Consider the following 21,022-nt stretch of genomic DNA (forward strand, 5'->3'; position numbering starts at 1 on the left):
GGGACGGCGACGGAACGCTGACCGATGATCACCGCTGGTGTGTCGTGGGCGCGGGCCTGTCATGGCATCACGACGAGTCGCCTGCCTTTGAGGTCGGTTCGCTGCCAGGCGGTCGCGATGTCGCTCAGCGGGACCTTCTCCACCTCGAAGGTGAGCTCGCCGGACCGCGTCCACGTCACGACCTGCTGGTACACCTCGTCCATGGTCTGCGGGTCGAGGCCCTTGGCCGCGCCGTAGATCTCCACGCCGGAGGTGCGCAGGCTCGACCCGGCGATGGCGACCTCGGTGCCGACCGACTCGCCGATCTGGACCACCCGGGTCGGCTTGCCGAACGCGAACGACCGCGGCACCAGGGCGCGCAGCAGGATCTCGCTGGGCCTGCCCCACAGGTAGTCCACGACGACGTCGTAGCCGTCCCCTCTGGCGTCGAGATACGCCTGCGCCAGCGCCTCGTCGGAGACCGCGGTGTTGATCACTGTGTCGGCTCCGATGGCCTGCACCTCGCGCAACTGGTTGTCGTCGCGGCCGGTGGCCACGATCCGGTCGGCGCCCAGCAGCCGGGCCACCTTGACCGCGAGCCGCCCGGCGACCCCGGTGGCGCCCTGCACCAGCACCGTCTCCCCGGGAACGAACCCCGCGGCCGTCTTCATCGACATCGCGGTGACGGCCGAGGCCATCACCGCTACCACGGCCGGGTCGATGCCGTCGGGGATCGGCATGTAGGAGCCCTGGGGCACGACGGTCTTCTCGGCGAGCGCGCCGTAGGGCAGGCGGATGTTGCCGAACCCGACGAGCGTGCCGTCCGGGAGGGCGCCGATGCCGTCGAAGGCAGGGATCACCGGAAGTCGGCCGATGTACTTCTCGCTGGCGTAGTGCGTACCGGCCGCGATCGCCTTGTCGACGTTCTCGACGGCGACCGCCTTGACATCGATGATCACCTCGCCGTCGCCGGCCACCGGATCGGGGAAGTCCTCATAGCGCGGGATGCCGCCGGCCTCGTGGAGCACCGCTGCCTTCATCCCAGCTCCTGCCCGAACAAGCGGGCGATCCGCGTCTGCCACGCCGCCAGGACGCGAGGCGGACGGGCCGGAGAGTGGTTGAACCCGTGGTGGTGCGAACGGTGGTGGGAACGGTGGTGCGTGAGCGAGCGCCGCCACCCATGGACGTGGCGGGCCTGGCCCTGGTGCCCGGCCGGCTGCTCGATGTGCGCGGGAACCCCCGGTATGCGATGGGTCGCCCAGTGCAGCAGGTCGCGAAGCGAGTGCCGGTGTCTCATCGTTGCCTCCTCTGGCGCGCGAGTCTCTATCACCGATAGAGAACTCTATCACTGATAGACTCCGGAAGGGAGGTGCCGGAATTGGCTTTGGACAAGCAGCGGATCGTCACCGAGGCCGTCGCACTACTGGACGCCGAGGGTCTCGACGGCGTGACCACGCGCAAACTGGCCGCCCGGCTCGGCGTACAGTCGCCGACCCTTTACTGGCACATCCCGAACAAGGCGGCGCTGGTCACCGCGATCGCCGAGGCGATTCTCGAGCAGCAGTTCCCCGAACTGGCGTCGCCCGCGACGGAGGAGCGCTGGCAGGACTGGCTGATCGGCCTGGCCGAGCGGCTGCGCCGCGCGCTGCTGGCCCACCCGGACGGAGCCCGGATCATCGCGGCCTCCCAGCTGTCACTCAAGATGGCCGCCATCTCCGAACTGGCGATGAGCACACTGGTCGGGCGGGGCATTCCCCTGCGGCAGGCTCGCCTGATCGTGTTGACGGTGTTGCGCTTCACCGTCGGCTACGTCCTGGAGGAACAGGCCGGCCGCCCCGACGCGGACGCCCTGGACGGCTTCGACATGGCCGCCTACGCCACGGCGTACCCCACCGTGATGGCCGGCGTGACAGAGTACTTCCAGGACGGCCGCACCGTCGACGACCTGTTCCGCGACTGCCTGGAACAGATCATCCACGGTCCTGCCGCGCAGTCCGGCCCCACGTCCTGACCAGTCAGCCGCTCCGCAAGCGAGTGAGCGACGACGACCTTTCCCGCGTGGAAGCCTTCGACTGCCCGATGTCCTCCTGCGCCGCCCCCGCCGGACCGCCCTGCCGGATCGGCCGGGGCAAGGTGGCCGCCCGGTACCACACCGCCCGGTTCCGGCTCGTGCCGTCCCTGGCCAAGGTGCTCAACGTGCCGACCCCGGCGCAAGGCCATCGGCGGCGCCACCGTCACCGATGAGGCCATGCTGTCCATGCCCCTGCACCTGCGCGACCAAGACCTCAGCATGCGCGAGATCGCCTCCCGCCTGATCAGCACCCAGAGCGCCAAGAGGGGCCCGCACCCCGCCCCAGCCACCGTCATGCGCATGCTCCGTCGGCGAGGCGAACGGCGGCGCCAGAGCGGGCACCGCGCCGCCGCTCCTCGGCGCGAGCATGCGCGCCACCCACCGCACGGCCGACGGCAGCAGCATCCTCTCCGGCCGGTACGCCGGCGCCCCCACGGCCCCGGCAGGAACACGAACTCCAGAACCGGGACCTCCGCGGGAGCCCGCCCGCCGTCACCGGGAACGCCGCCCCTCTCGGGGTGGTGGGTCCACGCGCTCGAGCCGGGTCCAGCCCGTCCAGCCGCGCTCCTTCAGCAGCTCGATCAGCCGGCGGGCCGGCGGCGCCGAGTCGAACGCCAGATCGTCCATCAACTGGACGAACGGCGGCTCGACCCCCGCCACGTCCACGTAGTCCTCACCCTGCTCCTCGGCCATCCGCGTGATGTAGGCGGCCAGCTCGTCGGCCAGCTCGGCCAGCCTCGGGTCCCCGGCGCTCCAGTCCAGAGCCCGGCCCAAGGTGAGATAGAAGTCGACGAGCTGCGGGTCGGCGAGCTGCTCCCGCTTGCGCGCCACCCACTCCGCCACCCGCGCGGGGGAGTGCGCCGCCAGCGGGATCCAGCCGTCACGCTCGACCTCCACGATCCGCTCATCCACCCCGAGCACCCGCAGCCGGTCGAGAAACTCCACCACCTCCGGCGGCAGCACCAGCTGGTCCCCGGCGGCGAGCCGGGCGATCCGCTCCCGCAGCCGCTGCCGCTCCCGGATCTCCGCCCGCAGCCGCCGGTCGATGTCCGCGACCGCCGCCGCGAACTCCTCCTCATCGGCCCGCAGCAGCTCCCGCACCCGCGCCAGCGGCACCCCCGCCCCGGCGAGCGTCCGGATCTTGATCAGCTCGACCACGGCGCCGGCGTCGTACCGGCGATAACCGGAATGGTCCCGCTCCGGCTCCGGCAGCAACCCCTTGGCGTGATAGTGCCGCACCGCGCGCACCGTCACCCCGGCATACGACGCCAGCTCGCCGATGGTCAGCATCATCCCAGTCTCCTAGCGCGCGGCGCGGGTCCGGTAGAGGCGCCGCGACCACGCATAGCCGGCCGACCCGATCACCGCGCACCAGCCCACGGCCCACAGCACCTCCGGCCCCGCCGGCGACCCGGCCAGCAGACCGCGGAAGGCGTCCATGATCGGCGTGAACGGCTGATGCTCGGCGAACCACCGCAACCCCGACGGCATCGACGCGACCGGTACGAACCCGCTGCCCACGAACGGCAGCAACACGAAGATCGTCGGCAGGTTGCTCGCGGTCTCCGGGTCCGGACTGGCCAGCCCCAGCGCCACGGCGAACCACGTCATCGCCAACGACACCAGCGCCAGCAGAGCGGCCAGGCCCGACCACTGCATCACCGACGCGCCGCTGTCCAGACCGATCAGGAACGCCACCCCCACGACCACCACGAGCGCGAACGCCGTCTGGATCATCGCGCCCAGCACGTGACCGGTGAGCACCGAGACCTTGGCGATGGCCATCGTCCGGAACCGGTCGATGATCCCGTTCGTCATGTCGGTGGCGACCAGGACCGCCGTCCCGATGGACACGCTCGCCACCGTCATCATCAAGATCCCGGGCGTGATGAACGTCAGATAGTCGCCGCGACCCCCCGCCGAAGCCCCCGGCAGACCGGCGCCCATGGTGCCGCCGAAGACGTAGACGAACAGCAGCAGGAACAGCAGCGGCTGGCCGACCAGCATCAGCGTCATCGATGGGTAGCGGGCCATACGCTTCAGGTTGCGCCGCAGCATGGTCGCCGAGTCACGCACGGCATAGCCGACGCCGCTCATGCCGGCACCTCCTCGGCGGCGGGGCGGCCGGTGAGGGCCAGGAACACGTCGTCCAGATCCGGGGTCCGCACGGCCAGCCCGGTGACCGCGCCGTCGTCCCCGATCCCGTCCAGCAGCCGCCGCAGCGCGGCCAGACTGCCGTCGTGCGGCACGGTCACGGTGAGCGCCCCGGCGTCCGGGACCGCTCCCGGCAGCCGGCGCGCCAGCTCCGCCACCCGCTCGCCGTCGGCGACCTGCAGCTCGATGTGACCGCCGGGGACCAGCCGCTTCAGCTCGGCCGCGCTGCCCTCGGCGACCAGCCGGCCCCCGTCCAGCACCCCGATCCGGTCGGCCAGCTGGTCGGCCTCCTCCAGGTACTGGGTGGTGAGGAAGACGGTGACCCCGCCGGCCACCAGCTCCCGCACGATGCCCCACAGGTCGCGGCGGCTACGCGGGTCCAGGCCGGTGGTCGGTTCGTCGAGAAAGATCAGCCGCGGCCCGGCCACCAGGGTCATCGCCAGGTCCAGCCGCCGCTTCATGCCGCCCGAGTACGTCACCGCGCGCCGGTCGGCGGCACCCACCAGATCGAAGCGCTCCAGCAACCGCCCCACCACACTCTCGGCCCGCCGCCGGTCCAGATGCCCCAGGGCGGCCATCAGCCGCAGATTCTCCCGCCCGGTCAGCAACTCGTCCACGGCCGAGAACTGCCCGGTCACCCCGATCGACGCGCGCACCCGCTCGGCCTCGCGGCGCACGTCGTACCCGGCCACCCGGGCCTGCCCGGCATCCGCGGGCAGCAACGTGGACAGGATCCGCACTGTGGTGGTCTTACCGGCCCCGTTGGGGCCGAGCAGGGCATAGACGGTGCCCGCGGGAACGCTCAGGTCGACTCCGGCGATCACCTCGAGGTCGCCGTACGCCTTGCGCAGCCCGGCCACCTCGATCGCACTGGTTTTCGTGGTCATGCCGACCATGCTGAGAGATTGACCCTGCGTCAGGGTCAAACCGCCGCCGCGCGACCTCCGCGCAGGCGGCACCGCCGCAGGCATGCGGGCACGGCAGGGGAGAGCACCACCATCGTCCCGGCCGGGACGGCAGGTCAGGTGGCGGCAGGAGTGGAGCGCGTGGCCAGGTGATCGAGCGAGATGCCGAGCACATCGGCCAGGGCGGCGATCGTGAAGAACGCAGGCGTGGCGATCCGGCCGGTCTCGATCTTGCGAAGGGTCTCGGCCGACATCCCCGCCGCAGCGGCCACCTCGACGATGCTGCGCTCGCCACGGGCCCGGCGCAGCACCGAGCCCAGCTGCTCGCCACGCAGCCGCTCCTCGAGAGTCAGCGGAGGTCGTACCATGACACCCACTCTATACCCAGGGATACAAATACCGGGATAGTTATCCACCCCGCGGACCGGGGGAGCGCCCCCACCCTCAGCGGCCCCGCAACAACGGATGAGCACGCATCGCCACCTCCAGCTCACCCGGCAGCTCATCCCGATACCGCCCCAACGTCGCCAGATCGCTGTGCCCCAGCACCCGCCGCACCGCATCCATGTCCACCGCATCGGCCAGCAAATGCGTCGCCGTCGTATGCCGCAACCCATGCGGCGTCACCGAACGCCGCTGATCAGGATCCACCCGCTGCTGCACCCGATCGATCACCGCCTGCACATCACCCCGCGCCAGCCGCCGCCCCCGCCACGACAACAGCAACGCCTTCTCCGCCGCCGCCGGCCGCCCCCGCGCCAGATACTCCTGCAACACCGCCGCCACATCATCCGGCAACGGCACATCCCGCGTCCGCCCGCCCTTGCCGAAGATCCGCCAATACCGCACCCCGTCGTTGGTGAAGAAATCCTCCACATTCGCCCGCACCAACTCCGACACCCGCGGCCCCATCGTCGCCAGCAACAGCACGATCACCGCATCACGCAACTCCGTACGCTGATCACGCCGCTTGCCCTCCGGCGGGGGAACATCCCCCAACGTCCGCGCCGCCCCGATCAGCCCCTGCGCCTGCTCCCGCGTCAACGCCCGCCGCTGCGGCCGCAACCCCCCACGCTCCTTCGACGTCACCGTCGAGGCCGTCATCGGATTGATCTGCACCCAGCCCGCCAGCGTCGCATGCTTGAACAACGCCGAGATCGACCGCCGAAACCGCGCCTGAGACGACGGCGACTGCCCCCCGCTCGGAGTACGCAGCCGCCCATCCGGCCGCCGGGCGAACGCCAGCAGCAGCGCATCCACATCCGCGCCCGTCAGATCGTCCAGCACCGCATCCGCGCCGGCCAGCTCCACCAGCGTCGCCACATCCCGCGCATACACCTCGGCCGTCGACGACGACAACGCCCCCGTCACCGTCCGCGCCCGCACCAGCTCCACATAGCGGTCACCCGCCTCCGCCACCGTCAACCGGTCGAGCTCCGCAGGCCGCACCGGCCACCCCTTCCCTCGCGCCACGACGAACCAAGCACGACGGTAGCGGCAGGCACCGACAGAAACACCGCCCCGGGCGGGCACCTCGACACAGGCAGAGGCGCCCGCCCGGGACCGACGCCCTAGATGTCGCGGAAGGTCTCGATCCGCGCCCCCAGAGCGTTCAGCCGCTCCGCCAGATCCTCATACCCGCGGTTGATCACGTACACGTTCCGCAACACCGACGTGCCCTCCGCCGCCATCATCGCCAGCAGCACCACCACCGCCGGCCGCAACGCCGGCGGGCACATCATCTCCGCGCTGCGCCACCGCGTCGGACCCTCCACCAGCACCCGATGCGGATCCAGCAACTTCACCGACGCCCCCAGCCGCGTCAGCTCCGTCAGATAGATCGCCCGATTGTCGTAGACCCAGTCATGGATCAACGTCGACCCCTGCGCCGAAGCCGCGATCGCCGCGAAGAACGGCACATTGTCGATGTTCAGCCCAGGGAACGGCATCGGATGGATCTTGTCGATGGGGGAGACCAGCTTCGACGGCCGCACCGTCAGATCCACCAGCCGCGTACGACCGTTGGCCGCCGCGTACTCCCGCCCCCGATCACAATCGAGGCCCATCTCCTCGAGCACCGCCAGCTCGATCTCCAGGAACTCCACCGGCACCCGGCAGATCGTCAGCTCCGACGACGTCACCACCGCCGCCGCCAGCAGGCTCATCGCCTCCACCGGATCCTCAGAGGGGGAGTAGTCGACATCCCGCTCGATCTCCGGCAGGCCGTGCACCGTCAACGTCGTCGTCCCCACCCCCTCCACGCGCACCCCGAGCTGCTCCAGGAAGAAGCACAGATCCTGCACCATGTAGTTGGAGGAGGCGTTACGGATCACCGTCACCCCGTCGTGCCGCGCCGCCGCCAGCAGCGCGTTCTCCGTCACCGTGTCACCCCGCTCGGTCAACACGATCGGCCGCGACGGCGCCGCCCCCCGATCCACCCGCGCGTGATAGAAGCCGCCCGTCGCCGTGATGTCCAGCCCGAAATGCTTCAGCGCCGACATGTGCGGCTGCACCGTACGCGTCCCCAGATCACAGCCCCCCGCATAGGGGATCTGGAACTGCTCCGTACGGTGCATCAGCGGCCCCAGGAACATGATCACGCTCCTGGTACGGCGCGCCGCCTCCGTGTCCATCGCCTCCAGCTCCAGCCGGGCCGGAGGAACGATCTCCAGATCGCTGCCCTCGTTGATCCACCGGGCCCGCACCCCGATCGAGGCCAGCACCTCCAGGATCCGGTAGACCTCCTCGATCCGCGCCACCTTGCGCAGGATCGTCCGTCCCGAATTCAGCAACGACGCGCACAACAACGCCACGCACGCGTTCTTCGACGTCTTGACGTCGATGCTGCCCGACAGCCGGCGACCGCCCACCACCCGCAGATGCATCGGCCCCGCATACCCCAGCGAGACGATCTCACTGTCGAGCGCCTCACCGATCCGGGCGATCATCTCAAGACTGATGTTCTGGTTGCCGCGCTCGATCCGGTTGACCGCGCTCTGCGACGTCGCCAGAGCATCCGCCAGCTGCAGCTGCGTCCAACCACGATGCTGGCGCGCATCCCGGATCAACCGGCCGATCCGTACAAGGTAATCATCTGACACAACACGAGACCATATCTCACATATGAGATGCCCCAGCCTCAGCAGACGCCGACGCGCCGGACAACCCACCAAGACGCACCAAATGCTCCGGAGTCGCCTGCGCCCGCACCTTATGCACGAACCCCCGCCGCGCCGCCCGGAACTCATGCCGATCGTCGAACATGTCCCGGCTCATCTCCGCCAGCTCCTCAGCCCGGTACGCGTCCAACGGCCTACGCCGCTCATCCACTTCCCGAACCTGCCGCCGACCCGCAAGCAGCCGATCATAACCCGAATCCACCGCCAACCGCTCCGCGTACTCCAGCACCCGCCGCTCGAAGTCCAACCGCGAACCCCCCAGCATCCGATCCGCCAACCCCAACTCCACCGCCTCGGCAGCACCCACCGGCAACGCCTGCCGCGTCAACCGCCGCGCCGTCTCCGCCCCCACCCGCCGCGGCAGCACATACGTCCAGAACTCACTCCCGAACAACCCCATCGTCCGATAATGCGGATTCAACACCACCGAATCCCGGATGATCACCCGGTCCGCCCCCAGACCCATCATCACCCCACCGGCACCCGCATTCCCCCCGATCGACGTCACCACCAGCTGACTCGTACACCCCACGATCTCCCGGCACACCCCGTTGATCGCATTGATGTTCATCCACGCCTCCAGCTCCGGCTGACGCGACGCCTCGATCACATTCAGATGAATACCGTTGGAGAACGTCTCCCCACCCCGAACCACCAGCACCTTCGTGTCCTGCGCCACCGCATACCGCAACGCCGACGCCAACCTCCGGCACTGATCCGACGACATCGCCCCGTTGTAGAAGTCGAAACTCACCACCCCCACACCATCACTGCGGTCGTACGTGATCTCGCTGTACCCCGAACGCTCCGGAGCCGAAGCCACCCGATCACCCAACGCCAACGCCGCCGGAAGCTTGATCGACCCCTCCTGCTCCAACCGCACATGCCCCACCCACACCGAACCATCACCGGTGTTCACCAGCACCGCGCCCTCACGCCGCGCCACCACCTCACCCGGCCGCCCACCCAGCTCCGGACCCCGATACACGTCGAACACCCGCACCGGCACCTCACACAACACCGACCGCCCACCAGGCGCACCATCAGCCGCCCGCACCCGCCGAACGATCTCCTCCGTCGACTCCTCCCACGAGAACTCCCGATCGGAGTGCCGCATCGCCCGCCGCAACCGCCCCCGCACCTCCGGCGACCGGTAATCCAACGGAGCCGGCACGAACGACGGATCCGCCGCCTTGGCCGCCACCTCCGCCACCAACTCCACCGCCGCATCCGCCACCAGCCCGTTGTACAACGCCGACTTACGCGGCGCCTCCGACGGCATCGCGAACGTCCGGAAACCCCAGATCGGACCCGCGTCCATCTCCTCCACCGCCTGCAACGCCGTCACCCCCCACTCGGGCTCGGCCTCCAAAATCGCCCAGTCCAGCGACGACGGCCCCCGGTCCCCAGGAGGACCCGGGTGAATGATCACCGTACGATGCGCCTGCCACAGCCGCTCAGGCACCCGCTCCTTCAAGAACGGGCAGATCACCAGATCCGGCTTGGCCAGCTCGGCCGCCTCCACCATCGCCTGCTCCGACACGGCCAGCTCGACACCGACGTCATGACCGGCCCGGCGCAGCTCCAGCCAGCAACGCTGGGTCAGGCCGTTGAACGAGGAGCACAGCAGCAAGATACGCAACGGGGGACTTCTTTCCAGGCAAGGGGAACGACACGGGTTCGGGGGCGGGGGACTGCTCAGCGGGAGGGGCGTTCCCTTCGGCCCCATGCATTTAAGACAGCCCCATATGGCCCATACATGCCTTTGATGCTGACACGAATCGTCGACTGGTGGTGACAGTTCCGGACAAAAACCCGCCCTGACCAGCCCTAATTGACCTACTTTGCCCGAAACATCCACCTGTGGTGGGAACGCGACCGTGCGTGACGCCCGAGCCGAAACCCCCATCCCGGAGCTCCAACCCCGGGGGAGCGGCCCGCACAAGGGGCCCTCGCGTGAACCCGCAACAGTCCCAAACCCCCGGCAGTCTCGCGCGCCACACGGCCTCGGCCGCCGGCAAGCGGGCAGGGACCGGCGCGGGGATGGCCCGTCCGGGCGCTTACGCCCTTTAAGCGCCGTTTGCTGCTTTATATCCCATACCAAACAGAATTCAGCTTCTGTTCGGTATGGGAGTAAATGTCGAGATCGGGGCCGGGAGGGGGTCAGAGGCGGTTGACGAAGCGGGCGGCCGCCCGCTGGCTCATGCCGGTCTCACCGCGTACGAAGAACACGGCTTCCTGGATCTGGCCGAGCGACTTGAGCTCACGAGCTTGATCAACCATGTCCATGCTGACGCCGGGCCGGTTGCGCGGGTTCCTGGTGAGCCGGGCGGCCAGGATGATCAGCCAGATGGCCAGGGCGGTGATCACGCCTGTGAGTGCGACGAGACCGGGGGTTGTGATCTCCAGGGCAGGCATGTTAAAGCGTCTGCCCGCGCTCGGACGGTTCATGCCGTTTGCTTGATAATGAACATTATGTCAAGTAGCCGCTTTCGGGAGGGGCCCGCTGCTCCCCTCGGCGGGTGGGACCGGTGGGTCTGCTGGGATTTTTTTCCCGGCTGCGCGGCGGTGGCCCCGGTGGTGTGGCGGGGGGCGGTTTCGGGGGTTGAGCGGGGGTTTTGGGGTTCGGTGCGGTGGTGTGGCGGGCTCCCCTGGGCACTTACGGAGAGTTTGACGTTCTGTCGATTCGCTGTCCTTGGCGCGAGGTGTGGTTTTAAGCTGGAAGTCCTGCTATTCGCGCCGCGAGAGGAGCAGCACGTGGGGAGCCAGTCGGTGTTATGCCCGGTGTGTCAGGGGGTCGTGCCTGCGACGGGTAAGGAGGCGTACACGGCGCTGCGGGGTCGTCTCATTCTGACGAACGGTTATTGCGCGGGTGGGTGCGCGGAGCGGCGTGCCGAGGAGCAGGCCCAACAGCAGATGCAGCAGCAGACGCAGCAGATGGCGCGTCCGGAGCCGGCTCCGGCGCCGGTGGCTCCTGTGCAGATGCCGGTGCGGACGCCGCTGCGGGTGGTGCGCTGATCGTTTCGGTGTGTTCTTTGCCCGTGCGGGGGTGCGGGGTGAGCGGTCGTGCGGGCCGGGTGTGGTGTTGTCGGGGTTATGAGTGGCCGTCGGTGGTGTGCCAGTAGTCGCGGGTCTCGGTGGCGAGGCCGTCGGGGTCGAAGCGGGCGAAGACGCAGCCTGCGAGGGTGATGGGGCGGCCGTTGTCGTGGGCGTGGACCCGGAATTCGATGGCGGCCGTGTCGCCGTCGACGATGGGGTCGGCGAAGGTGACGTGGGGGTCGGTTTCGCCGGCGAATGACCATTGGATGTAGTCGGCGATGGCTTGTCTGCCCTGGTGTGGGGGGCGGAAGGGCATGCTGGTGTGGACGGCGTCGTCGCGGTAGAGGGCGATGATGGCGGCGGTGTCGTGGTGGGTCCAGCCGTGTTGCCAGGTGTCGGCAAAGCGTTGGGCGGCGGTTCGGGGGTCCATGGGCCCATTGTGCGGGCGGGGGGTCGGCTGTGAGGCCGGTTTGGCTCGGGTTGGGGTGAGTGGCCGCTCCCCCGCGGCCGTCCTGCTTTCCTGTGGTGTCACCAGGGGTGTACGGCGGTTACGGCGGTGATGGGCAGGGGCCCGTACAGGTGGGGGAAGCCGTTTTCGAGGCGGATGTCGAGGCCTGTGGGGTCGATGTCGAGGATGAGCAGGGGTTCGGTGACGTGGGCGTAGAAGGTGGTGTGGACGCCGCGTAGTTGGGCCTGGTCGCGGCTGCAGTGGATGAAGCCGATCTCGTCGAGGGTGTGGCCGAGGGTGGAGATGCGGTACTCCCCCGCTTTCTGGGCGGTTTCCCAGTCGGTTTGCAGGGCGAGGTGGTGGATGGGGTTCATGGCGTCCATTCGGAGTGGAGGATGGCGTAGATGGTTTCGCTGCTCCATTCGCCTTTGACGTATTCGTTGTCGATGAGGGTGGCTTCGCGGCGCATGTGGAGTTTTTCCAGGACGCGGGCGGAGGCGGTGTTGCGGGCGTCGAGGCGGCCGGTGATGCGGTGGAGGCCGAGGTCGTCGAAGCCGAGGCGGAGCATTTCGCGGGCGGCTTCCGGGGCGTAGCCGTGGCCGTGGTGGTCGGGGTGGAAGATGTAGCCGATTTCGCCTTGGCGGTGTTGTCTGCTGGTCCAGATGAGCAGGGTTTGGCCGATGAGTTGGCCGGTGTGGCGCAGGGTGACGGCCAGGTCGATGGCGTCGCCTTCGTCGTGGAGGGCGGTGCGGGTGGCTCTTTTGTCGAGGAAGGTTTGGGTGGCGTCGCGGTCGCGGGGTTCCCAGTAGAGGTAGCGGGCGACGTCGGGGCGGGATTCGTAGGCGTGGACGGCGTCGAGGTCGTCGGGGGTGAAGGGGCGGAGGTGGAGGCGGTCGGTGGTGATCGGGTAGTGGGGTTTGAGCACGGAGGAAGTGTAGGGAGGGGTCAGGGGGGCGGCAACGCGTTTTCGGCGGTTTTGACGGCGAGGGTGAGGAGGGTGCGGGCTTCGTCGAGGGGGCGTTGTTCGACGACTTGCTCGAGCCAGAGGGCGCTGAGGGTGGTGTAGAGGAGGCGGACGCGGGTGTCGGTCTCGGGCAGGTGGAGGGTGTCGGCGATGATGCGGATGCAGCCGTCGGCCCAGCGGCGGGCGATCTGCTGGAGGACGGGGTCGCGGCCGGCGTGGACGTAGAGCTCCCAGAGGCCGAGTTGGCGGGTGCGGTCGGCGGTGGCGATCTGGTCGGTGAGGGCGGTGAGGCCGTGGTCGGTGATCCAGGTGCGGGTGGTGGTGAGTTCGGTTTCGACGAGTTGGGCGAAGGCTTCGGCGAGGAGTTGGTCGCGGGAGGCGAAGTAGTAGGTGGTGGCGGCGAGGGGGAGGTTGGCGTGGTGGGCGACGGCTCGGTGGGTGACGGCGGCGAAGCCGCCTTGGGTGAGGAGGTGGACGGCGGAGGTCAGGAGGGTGGCGCGGCGGCGGCGTCCGCGTGCTTGGGTGGGCGGGTGTGGTGGGGGCCGCTCCCCTGTTTGGGTGGGGTCCTGGTCCGGGTTCAATGGCCACCTGCGAGGTTGAGGGTGACGACGCCGCCGATGATGAGGAGGATACCGCCGATCTTGGTTGGGGTGAGGGTCTCCCCCATGAATGCGGCGCCGATGAGGGCGATGGCGGCGGTGCCGGCGCCGGCCCAGATGGCGTAGGCGGTGCCCATGTCGAGGTGGAGTTTGAGGGCTTGGGCCAGGAGGGTGAAGGAGGTGATGTAGCCGGCGGCGACGGCGATGGTCCAGCCGGGGTGGGTGAGGCCGTTGCTGAGTTTGAGTGCGGTGGTGGCCAGGACTTCTGTGGTGATGGCGAGGGCGAGCAGGAGCCAGGGCATGGGGGTCCCCCAGACGTGAAGTGGTACGTGCGTGCCAGTTTATCTGGGGTGCCGGATCCGGTCCGGGGGCGGTGTGGTTGGCGGAACAGCTTGAAAAGGCTGTCGAATGCGTGTTCCATTGGTCGGTGTGGGTTGGGACGCGCTTGCGCTTGTCGACGAGGCCGCTGATGAGCGTCCGCTGATCGAGCGGCGTGCGGTGGTGCGTGACGGTTTCTACGAGTTGCAGGCCCGCACGATGATCGAGCGGGTGCCACAGACCGCGGGCATCGCCCAGCAGTGGGCCCTGTCCCCCTATCGTGGGTGTGCGCATGCCTGCCGTGGTTGTGGTGCCCGGGCGGGTCATGGGCGGCTGGGGCTGGATGCGGGGCGTGATTTCGACACGCGGATCGTGGTGAAGCCGAACGCGGTGGCCAGGTTGCGGGCGGAGCTGGTGCGCTGGGACGGTCAGGAGCTGGCGGTGGGGGTCAGCGGCGACTGTTATCAGGCGGCCGAGGAGACGTATCGGCTGATGCCGGGGGTGATCGGGGCGCTGTCGCAGGCGGCGGTGCCGTTCACCGTTTACACCAAGAGCGCGCTGGTGTTGCGTGATGCGGGGTTGCTGGCGCGGGCCGGGGCGCGGGTGGCGGTGTCGATCGCGTTCGTGGACGAGCGGATCCGGCGGGCGGTGGAGCCGGGTGCGCCGACCGCGCAGGCGCGGCTGGAGCTGGTGTCGGCGCTGGTGGAGGCCGGGGTGGAGTGCCGGGTGCTGATGGCGCCGGTGCTGCCGTTGCTCAGTGACGCGGCCGATCAGCTGGGGGCCACGGTGCGGCGGATCGCGGCGGTGGGGGCGCGGGCGGTGGAGCCGGTGGTGTTGCGGCTGCCGCCGGGGACGCGCTCGTGGTATGGGGAGTGGCTGGCGGGGGCGCATCCGCAGTTGGTGGAGCGTTATGAGGAGTTGTACGACCGGGCGGGGATGCCGTCGCCGGATTATGAGCGGCGGATCACGGGGCAGATCGCGCAGTTGTGCCAGATGTACGGGATGGGGTGCGGGGCGCCGGAGGCGGGGCCGCGGCGGCCGCGGGCGGCGCAGCTGGCGCTGGTGTGAGGCGGGCGTCCGGTTGGTCCGCGGCTGCGGGCGCGGGGGTGGTTACGTCCGGGTGGGCCGGTTGGTCGGATCGCCGCTGATGTGTGTGTGGTGGTAGAGGGCGGCCTGGACTCTGTTGCGCAGGCCGAGCTTGCGGAAGATCTCTTTCACGTGGCCCTTGACGGTCGAGTGGGCGATGCCCAGGACATCGGCGATGTCGGTGTTCGACAGTCCTTGGGCGATGAGGCCGGTGATTTCCTGCTCGCGTCTGGTGAGGGTCTGGGCCGTGTGCGCTTCGACGTCGTCGTCGTGGCGGGGGGTGAACGCGCTCGCCAGGTATCCCGCGTTGCGGCGGTCCACGATGGCGTAACCCGCGATGATCAGGCGCACGGCGGCGATCAGTTCGGTGGCGGTGAGCTGCCGTTGGGGCAGGGTGTAGCAGCCGAGCCGGAGCAGGTCCAGTTGGAGGCCGGCGGGGTCGGCGGTGACGATGAGGACCGGCACGCGCGAGGGCCGGTCGGTCATGAACCGGACGGTGTCCAGGGTCTGGGTGGTGACCGACGGGGAGTCCACGACGAACAGGTCGGGTCGGGCCTGGACGAAGATCCGGCCGGCCTGGGTGAGGTTGTCGGCCTCGCCCACGACCTGGAGGTCGGACTGCTGGGTGAGGATCGATCGCAGCCCGCTGCGCGCCAGCAGGTTGTCGTTCACGAGTAGGACTCTGCCTGGCCTCATCGTCGGTCCGCCCGTCGGAGGGTTGGAGTGCCCGTCGGGGCGAATATGTCAGCGGTCGATCACACCTCGTTTTCACGGCGTTCTCATCGGGCGGCGCCGGGCGGTGTGGGGTTTTCAGGTGGGTAACGCCGTCCGGCGGGCGGCCAGTTCGGCGTACATGGCGGCGCCGTCGGTCAGCACGGCGTCGTCGAAGGCGGCGTAGGAGGAGTGGTTGGCGGGGGCTCGGCCGGGGTCGCGGTCGGCGGGGCAGGCGCCGAGCACCGCGACCGCGCCTGGGATCTCTTCGAGCACGAAGGAGAAGTCCTCGGCGGCCATGGAGGGCTGGGCGGCGAGCGCGGTGCGCTCCTGGCCGTAGAGGTCGCGGGCCACCGTGTGGACGAACGCGGTCTCGTGTTCGGCGTTGACGGTGGGTGGGTAGGCGGAGGCGGTGTCGATGTCCACGGTCAGGTCGTGGGCGGCGGCGATGTCGCGCAGCAGTCGTACGGCGTGGTCCTGGGCCTGGCGCTGCAGGCGCGGTGCCGGCGACCGGATCGTGACGGAGAAGCGGGCCTGGTCCGCTATGACGTTGTGGGTGGTGCCGGCGTGGAAGTCGGCGGCCGAGACGGTGACCGGGTCCTGGTGCGGCAGGCGTATGGTGCTCAGCGCGGTGACCATCCGGCAGGCGGCCGGCAGCGGGTCCTTGGCGAGGTGGGGCAGGGCTGCGTGTCCGCCGGCGCCGCGTACGGTGACCGTGAGCACGGTGCGGCCGGCCATGACGCATCCGGCCCTGGTGACGAAGACGCCGCGCGGGATGCCGGCGGAGACCACGTGCAGGCTGTAGGCGGCGGCCGGGCGGGGGCCGGCGGCGTCGAGCACGCCCTCCTCGATCATGATTCTGGCGCCCGCGTGGCTCTCCTCCCCCGGCTGGAACATGAAGATGACGTTGCCGTGGAGGGTGTGGCGGCGGTCGCTGAGCAGTCGTGCGGCTCCGGCCAGCATCGTGGCGTGCATGTCGTGGCCGCAGGCGTGCATCCGGCCGGGGAAGCGTGAGGTCGGGCCGGTGTCGCCGTGTTCGTGGAGCGCGAGTGCGTCCATGTCGGCGCGCAGCAGTACGGTCGGGCCGGGACGGGCGCCGCGTAGCACCGCGGTGATCGACGTGGCTTTGGTGCCGGTGCTGATCTCCAGCGGCAGGTCATGCAGGGCTTGGAGGAGTTTGTGCTGGGTGCGGGTGAGCGTCAGTCCGATCTCTGGCTCTGTGTGCAGGTCGTGCCGGAGCCGTAGGAGGTGTTCGTGGAGGGTGCGGGCGTCGTCTGCGATGGTCACGGTGTGGGCTTCTCCCCCGGGTCGTCGGGGCGGCGGGTGCCGAGGGTGAATTCGCCGAGGCTGCTTTCGGTCATCGGGTCGAGGCCGGTGGCGTCGGCGAACTCGGTCGCGCCCGCTCCCCCGATGGCGCATGGGGCCAGGCCCATCGCGGTGGCCACGGTGTACATGGTCTGGGTCAGGACGCCGACGTCTTTGAGGATGAGCGCGTAGGCCATCTCCTGGTATTTCCACATGACGCGGCCGAAGCGTGCCGCGATGACGAGCAGGACCTGGGGTGGGGTGGTGGTGCGGGCGCAGGCGGCGGTCACCTCGAGCAGGCGGCGTACCGCGGCCGTCATGGGTGCTACCTGTTCGAGCCGGTGCGTGGCCGGGTCGTAGTGATACAGGCCCTGGTCGAGGCCGTCGACGTGGCGGATGAGCGGGTAGATCTCGAGTTCGTGGGAGGCTCCTCCGCTGGGGTGGGGGCGGCGGACGTGCTCGACGGCGTCGCGCAGGTAGGCGCCGGTGTCGCGGCCGCACCGGTAGAGGAACTCGCCGAGTTGCGCGGCTGTGAGGGGCCGGGTCTCGTCGTGGTCGCGGATGGATCGCCGGTCTTCGAGGACGGTCGTGACGGTGGGGTCGTCGCGGCGCAGCCGTGCGAGGTCGGGGGCGTGGAGGGCGACCTGGGGTCCGGGGAAGGGGTCGTGGCGGGCGGGCAGGGGCGCGAAACGTTCCCGCGCCCACCAGGTGACTCCGAAGGGGGTGTCGCGGACCGTCCGGCTGCGCGCGTGGAACCACAGCTCGTGCGGGCTCCATTGGCGTAGCCGGAAGTCCTCCTCCTCTTGTCCGTGCGGGACCGCGAGGCGGGCCCAGACCAGATCTCGCAGCAGGTGGTCCGGGACGTCGTCCTGGTTGGCGGGGAGCCCGGCCAGCGTGGCGAGCGTCAGGGGGTCGTGGACGTCCAGGGTGCACCAGGATCGCGGGGAGTCCACGACCATGGTCGCGTTCTGTTTCGTGATGAGGGCGAACCTCGACAGGCAGAGTTTGGCCGCGGGCTGTTGCGGGGGCGGGGCGGGCGGTGGCCGGTGGGGTCGCAGCGTGTAGAGGGGGCGTCCCCGTTGCTCGATGATGATCGAGAGCCAGCCCTGGCGCAGAAGCTGCTGGACGAGGTCGTCGTGGGTTTCGCGGTCGGGCAGGCCGGCGCTCAGGTGTCGCAGCAGTGCGCGCTTGTGCGGGGAGGCCGGGCCCAGGGACGCGGTGCGCAGTTGTGTGACCACGTGCAGCCGGCCGTCGGCGACCAGGGCGCGGACGTGCGGGAGCAGGCGCAAGGTTCGGCGGAACGCCGCCTGTGTCATGGCGGGTTCCCTTCGATGGTCTCCGGGGCCAGCCCGACGGCGGACAGTGCGGGGTGGATGATGTCGGCGTCTCCGGCCACTGCCAGCGTGAGGCGTTCCGGTCGCAGGTGTTGCGGGTCGAAGGTGGCGATGCCGGGCCGGGCAGGGCCGATGGCGGCGGCGATGGCGGTGGTCCGGCGCTGCAGGAACCCTGGCGGGTAGCCCTTTCTGACGAGGTGGGCGTAGGCCTCGGTCAGGTGGCGTGCCGCTTCCCAGCGGACGCCCTGCACGCCGATCAGGTGGTCGGCGGCCGAGCGCAGGTCCGCGGGCGTGAGGTCGCCGCCGGCCGCCGCGGCTGCCGTGTCGATCAGTTCGCGGGCCGTGTGGCCGAGGTGTGGGTTGGCCGTGGCGGCCCGGAGTTGGAGGGTGCACTGGTGCCGGCCGCGCGCCGCCGGGCGTGAGACGAGCCAGCCCTGGACGCCGTAGGCGTGGCCGCGTTCCTCGCGCAGTACCCGGTTGATCCGCGATCCGAACCAGCCGCCGAGCGCGTGAACGGCGATCTCCAGGCCCGCGCGGGGGCCGAGCGGTAGTACGGGGCCGGTCCGGCCGAGGACCAGGGCGGCCTGTTTCGCGCCGGGCAGGTGCGTGATGAGGCATCGCCCGGCTCCGGCCGCGGCTGGGGTGAGACGGGGCGGGGGGTGGCTCGGTTTCCGCCACGCGCCGAACGCCTGCTCGACCTGTTGGCGGATGCGGGTGGCCGACAGGTCGCCTACGACGATCAGGTGGGCGTGTTGGGGGCCGATCCTGTGGTCGTAGAACTCCTGGAGGTGCTGTGGCCGCAGCCGGTTGATCGACTCCGTCGTCCCGCCGGCGGGCCGGCCGTGGCCGCGACCGGGGTGGACGGCGGCCGCGAACAGTTGCGCGGCTCGGTGGTGCGGGTCGGCGGCGGCCCGCCGGATCTCGACGAGGTGCCGGTCCACGACCTGCCGGATCGGCCGGGCGTCGAGGGCGGGCCAGGTGACGGCCTCGGCCAGCAGGCGCAGCGCCGGGACGAGGCATGTGGCGGGGGCGACGACGTCGATGTGGGCGCCGTCGGGGTCGCAGCCGGCGGTGAAGGTGGCTCCCATGCCCTCCACCGCGAGCGCGAACTCCTCCTGGCCGCGCGTCGCGGAGGCGAGGATGAGAGTGTGGGCCAGGACGTGCGACAGGCCCTGGAGTCCGGGTGGGTCGTGCGCTCCGCCGCCGGCGAAGACGAGTTGCGCGGCGGCCACGTCGCGGCCGGGCAGGTCGACGTACGTGGTGCGCAGTCCGGTGTCGAGCGCGGTGCTGTGGGCCGCCGGCAGGCCGCCGTCCTGTGCCTTCGGTAGCGGCGGCCGGGGCGGGCTGGTTCCTGTCATGGGCCCTCTTCTAGGGGGATCGGGTCTGGTACGTGAGCACCACCCGGTCGGCCGGGTCGGCCCATTCGGCGGCGCATCGTCGCACGTCGGCCGCCGTGACCTGGCGTAGCCGGGGCAGGATCTGGCCGGTGTGGGCCGCGGCGCCGGTCAGGAGGGCGTGCCAGGTGAGCTCCTCGGCTCGGCCGCCGGTGGTCTCCAGGCGGGCGGCCCAGCCTGACTCCAGCCGGGTCGTCGCCCAGCGCAGGTCGGTGTCGGTGCAGCCGTCGGAGGCGAAGGCGGTGAGCTCTTCCTGGTAGGCCTCCTCCACCGCGGCCGGCGTGACGCCCGGGCGGGGGGTGATCTCGGCGATGCCCAGGGAGGCGCCGCCCACGAGCGGGGTCAGCCGGAATCGCAGGTCGGTGACGAGGTCACGGGCGTGGGCGAGCCTGCGCCACAGCGGGCCGCCCCGGCCGTGGCCGAGCATCACGGAGGTGACGCGGGCGGCGTCGAAGGCGGGTGTGCCGGCGGGGGCGACGCGGTGGCCGAGGAAGAGTTTGCACGGGATGCGGCCGGTGACGTCCAGGCGCTGGACGCCGGTCGCGGATATCGCGGGTTCGGGTGGCGGCCGGGGTGGCGGGGTGGCGGCGGGGATCTGTCCCAGATATTTTTTCGCCCATTTCGCGGCTGCGGTCGTAGGGAAATCGCCGACCACTGCGACGACCGCGTTGCGGGGGGTGTAGAAGCGCGCGAAAAAGGCGGTGAGGTCGTCGAGCGAGACGGTTTCGATGCCGTTCCGGGTTCCTATCGGATGGTGGTGGTAAGGGTGTCCGGGGGGAAACAGGCGAGCCAGCAGGAGTTCTTCGGCGGTGCCGTACGGGATGTTGTCGATTGTTTCGAGCCGCTCGTTCACGACGACTTTTCGTTGCGCGTCGAGGCGGTCCTGTCCGGCTGTTTCGAGAAAGGTGCCCATGCGTTCGCCCTCCAGCCACAGGGCCAGTTCCAGCCCATCTCTGGGGAGGGTTTGTGCGTAATAGGTGCAGTCCATGGACGTTCGGGCGTCGGTCCGGCCGCCGAGGGATTCGACCAGGCGGACGTGTTCTCCGGGGGCGACTTGGCGTGAGCCCTGGAACATGAGGTGTTCCAGGAGGTGGGCCTGGCCGGAGTGGCTCTCGTGCCGTGCGCCGGCGCCGTAGCGGACGGCCACGGTGACCACGGGCATCGTACGGACCTCGGCGAGGATCGCCCGCACCCCGTTGTCGAGTTCGAGTTCCGTGCACCTGTCGCGCATGCCTCAGTGCTCCTCGCAGGCCGTGTGCGGCCCTCCGGGAGGAGGGCCGCACACGTTTTTCGGTTACGGCGTTTCAGGCGCAGCAGAAGCAGCCGCTGTTGGTCGGCCCGAACCGGCCCGAGACCTCTTCGCCCTCTTCGAACAGGTCCACGTCGGAGTGGCCCTCGACGTCGGCGTTGACGCGGTCGCGGGCGGCGCCGAGGGTTTTGCCCACGCGGATGGCGGTGGCCAGGTCGTCCGCCGGAATGGAAGCGGCGGCTTCTTCGGTGGCCAGGGTTTCGGAAGTCACGCGTCCTCCTGATGTG

Annotated in this window: 24 protein-coding genes; 3 read left to right on the forward strand and 21 right to left on the reverse strand. The window is 70.0% G+C overall.

From position 1 onward, the window contains the following. Window positions 1-59: 59 nt before the first annotated feature. Window positions 60-1,019: a zinc-binding alcohol dehydrogenase family protein gene (locus ABZX61_RS43995; protein ID WP_355203478.1), complete on the reverse strand. Its 960-nt coding sequence runs from the start codon at window positions 1,017-1,019 to the stop codon at window positions 60-62. Beyond that, window positions 1,016-1,276 carry a hypothetical protein gene (locus tag ABZX61_RS44000; RefSeq protein WP_355203481.1) on the reverse strand — a complete coding sequence of 87 codons (261 nt, stop codon included), beginning with the start codon at window positions 1,274-1,276 and terminating at the stop codon, window positions 1,016-1,018. The genes ABZX61_RS43995 and ABZX61_RS44000 overlap by 4 nt, the downstream gene beginning before the upstream one ends. An 81-nt stretch (window positions 1,277-1,357) precedes the next feature. Between ABZX61_RS44000 and ABZX61_RS44005 the strand changes: the two genes are divergently transcribed. Then, the gene (locus ABZX61_RS44005) at window positions 1,358-1,990 is read left to right on the forward strand and encodes a TetR/AcrR family transcriptional regulator C-terminal domain-containing protein (RefSeq protein ID WP_355203484.1); all 633 of its coding nucleotides are present in this window, start codon (window positions 1,358-1,360) and stop codon (window positions 1,988-1,990) included. A 47-nt stretch (window positions 1,991-2,037) separates the two neighbouring features. Further along, a complete protein-coding gene (locus ABZX61_RS44010; RefSeq protein ID WP_355203487.1) occupies window positions 2,038-2,223 on the forward strand; it encodes a hypothetical protein in 186 nt (61 codons plus the stop codon). Between the two features lie 319 nt (window positions 2,224-2,542). Here the strand turns inward: ABZX61_RS44010 and ABZX61_RS44015 are convergent, their stop codons facing one another. The 13 genes from ABZX61_RS44015 to ABZX61_RS44075 all read right to left on the reverse strand — a co-directional run bounded on the left by ABZX61_RS44015 (window position 2,543) and on the right by ABZX61_RS44075 (window position 13,640). Continuing rightward, entirely contained in the window at window positions 2,543-3,343 is an 801-nt protein-coding gene (locus tag ABZX61_RS44015) for a MerR family transcriptional regulator (protein ID WP_355203490.1), read from the reverse strand. 9 nt (window positions 3,344-3,352) lie between these two features. Then, on the reverse strand, window positions 3,353-4,147 hold the full coding sequence (locus ABZX61_RS44020; RefSeq protein WP_355203493.1) for an ABC transporter permease: 795 nt from the start codon (window positions 4,145-4,147) through the stop codon (window positions 3,353-3,355). Continuing rightward, window positions 4,144-5,091 carry an ATP-binding cassette domain-containing protein gene (locus tag ABZX61_RS44025; protein WP_355203496.1) on the reverse strand — a complete coding sequence of 316 codons (948 nt, stop codon included), beginning with the start codon at window positions 5,089-5,091 and terminating at the stop codon, window positions 4,144-4,146. Before ABZX61_RS44025 ends, ABZX61_RS44020 begins: the two co-directional genes overlap by 4 nt. Window positions 5,092-5,225: 134 nt before the next feature. After that, entirely contained in the window at window positions 5,226-5,477 is a 252-nt protein-coding gene (locus ABZX61_RS44030) for a helix-turn-helix transcriptional regulator (RefSeq protein WP_355203499.1), read from the reverse strand. Between the two features lie 76 nt (window positions 5,478-5,553). Continuing rightward, window positions 5,554-6,558, reverse strand: coding sequence for a tyrosine-type recombinase/integrase (locus tag ABZX61_RS44035; protein WP_350736364.1), 1,005 nt, complete (start codon window positions 6,556-6,558; stop codon window positions 5,554-5,556). A gap of 122 nt (window positions 6,559-6,680) precedes the next feature. Then, on the reverse strand, window positions 6,681-8,210 hold the full coding sequence (locus ABZX61_RS44040; RefSeq protein WP_350736361.1) for a UDP-N-acetylglucosamine 1-carboxyvinyltransferase: 1,530 nt from the start codon (window positions 8,208-8,210) through the stop codon (window positions 6,681-6,683). A 16-nt stretch (window positions 8,211-8,226) separates the two neighbouring features. After that, window positions 8,227-9,930 carry an enoyl-CoA hydratase-related protein gene (locus ABZX61_RS44045; RefSeq protein ID WP_355203503.1) on the reverse strand — a complete coding sequence of 568 codons (1,704 nt, stop codon included), beginning with the start codon at window positions 9,928-9,930 and terminating at the stop codon, window positions 8,227-8,229. 521 nt (window positions 9,931-10,451) lie between these two features. Next, entirely contained in the window at window positions 10,452-10,706 is a 255-nt protein-coding gene (locus tag ABZX61_RS44050; RefSeq protein WP_350736356.1) for a hypothetical protein, read from the reverse strand. Between the two features lie 676 nt (window positions 10,707-11,382). After that, on the reverse strand, window positions 11,383-11,757 hold the full coding sequence (locus ABZX61_RS44055) for a nuclear transport factor 2 family protein (RefSeq protein WP_350736353.1): 375 nt from the start codon (window positions 11,755-11,757) through the stop codon (window positions 11,383-11,385). Between the two features lie 98 nt (window positions 11,758-11,855). Beyond that, window positions 11,856-12,149, reverse strand: coding sequence for a DUF952 domain-containing protein (locus ABZX61_RS44060; RefSeq protein WP_355203506.1), 294 nt, complete (start codon window positions 12,147-12,149; stop codon window positions 11,856-11,858). After that, window positions 12,146-12,700 (reverse strand): GNAT family N-acetyltransferase, encoded by a 555-nt coding sequence (locus tag ABZX61_RS44065; RefSeq protein ID WP_355203509.1) that lies wholly within the window; start codon window positions 12,698-12,700, stop codon window positions 12,146-12,148. The genes ABZX61_RS44060 and ABZX61_RS44065 overlap by 4 nt, the downstream gene beginning before the upstream one ends. Window positions 12,701-12,720: 20 nt before the next feature. Further along, the gene (locus tag ABZX61_RS44070) at window positions 12,721-13,320 is read right to left on the reverse strand and encodes a TetR family transcriptional regulator (protein ID WP_355203512.1); all 600 of its coding nucleotides are present in this window, start codon (window positions 13,318-13,320) and stop codon (window positions 12,721-12,723) included. Then, a complete protein-coding gene (locus tag ABZX61_RS44075; RefSeq protein WP_350736343.1) occupies window positions 13,317-13,640 on the reverse strand; it encodes a multidrug efflux SMR transporter in 324 nt (107 codons plus the stop codon). Before ABZX61_RS44075 ends, ABZX61_RS44070 begins: the two co-directional genes overlap by 4 nt. Before the next feature lie 106 nt (window positions 13,641-13,746). Between ABZX61_RS44075 and ABZX61_RS44080 the strand changes: the two genes are divergently transcribed. After that, the gene (locus ABZX61_RS44080) at window positions 13,747-14,724 is read left to right on the forward strand and encodes a radical SAM protein (RefSeq protein ID WP_355203515.1); all 978 of its coding nucleotides are present in this window, start codon (window positions 13,747-13,749) and stop codon (window positions 14,722-14,724) included. 42 nt (window positions 14,725-14,766) lie between these two features. Here the strand turns inward: ABZX61_RS44080 and ABZX61_RS44085 are convergent, their stop codons facing one another. From ABZX61_RS44085 to ABZX61_RS44110, 6 genes are all read right to left on the reverse strand, one after another. Beyond that, window positions 14,767-15,414 carry a response regulator transcription factor gene (locus ABZX61_RS44085; RefSeq protein ID WP_350736337.1) on the reverse strand — a complete coding sequence of 216 codons (648 nt, stop codon included), beginning with the start codon at window positions 15,412-15,414 and terminating at the stop codon, window positions 14,767-14,769. A gap of 138 nt (window positions 15,415-15,552) precedes the next feature. Then, complete coding sequence (locus tag ABZX61_RS44090) at window positions 15,553-16,740, reverse strand: M20 family metallopeptidase (protein WP_355203518.1); 1,188 nt, start codon at window positions 16,738-16,740, stop codon at window positions 15,553-15,555. After that, the gene (locus ABZX61_RS44095) at window positions 16,737-18,074 is read right to left on the reverse strand and encodes a SagB family peptide dehydrogenase (RefSeq protein ID WP_355203521.1); all 1,338 of its coding nucleotides are present in this window, start codon (window positions 18,072-18,074) and stop codon (window positions 16,737-16,739) included. The genes ABZX61_RS44090 and ABZX61_RS44095 overlap by 4 nt, the downstream gene beginning before the upstream one ends. Next, window positions 18,071-19,450, reverse strand: a complete 1,380-nt coding sequence (locus ABZX61_RS44100; RefSeq protein ID WP_355203524.1) for a pitrilysin family protein — start codon at window positions 19,448-19,450, stop codon at window positions 18,071-18,073. The genes ABZX61_RS44095 and ABZX61_RS44100 overlap by 4 nt, the downstream gene beginning before the upstream one ends. 10 nt (window positions 19,451-19,460) lie before the next feature. Next, on the reverse strand, window positions 19,461-20,717 hold the full coding sequence (locus tag ABZX61_RS44105; protein WP_355203527.1) for a pitrilysin family protein: 1,257 nt from the start codon (window positions 20,715-20,717) through the stop codon (window positions 19,461-19,463). A gap of 73 nt (window positions 20,718-20,790) precedes the next feature. Further along, entirely contained in the window at window positions 20,791-21,006 is a 216-nt protein-coding gene (locus tag ABZX61_RS44110) for a hypothetical protein (protein WP_355203530.1), read from the reverse strand. Window positions 21,007-21,022: the final 16 nt, after the last annotated feature.

This window comes from Nonomuraea sp. NPDC003709, from assembly GCF_040610775.1.
GTDB lineage: Bacteria > Actinomycetota > Actinomycetes > Streptosporangiales > Streptosporangiaceae > Nonomuraea > Nonomuraea angiospora_A.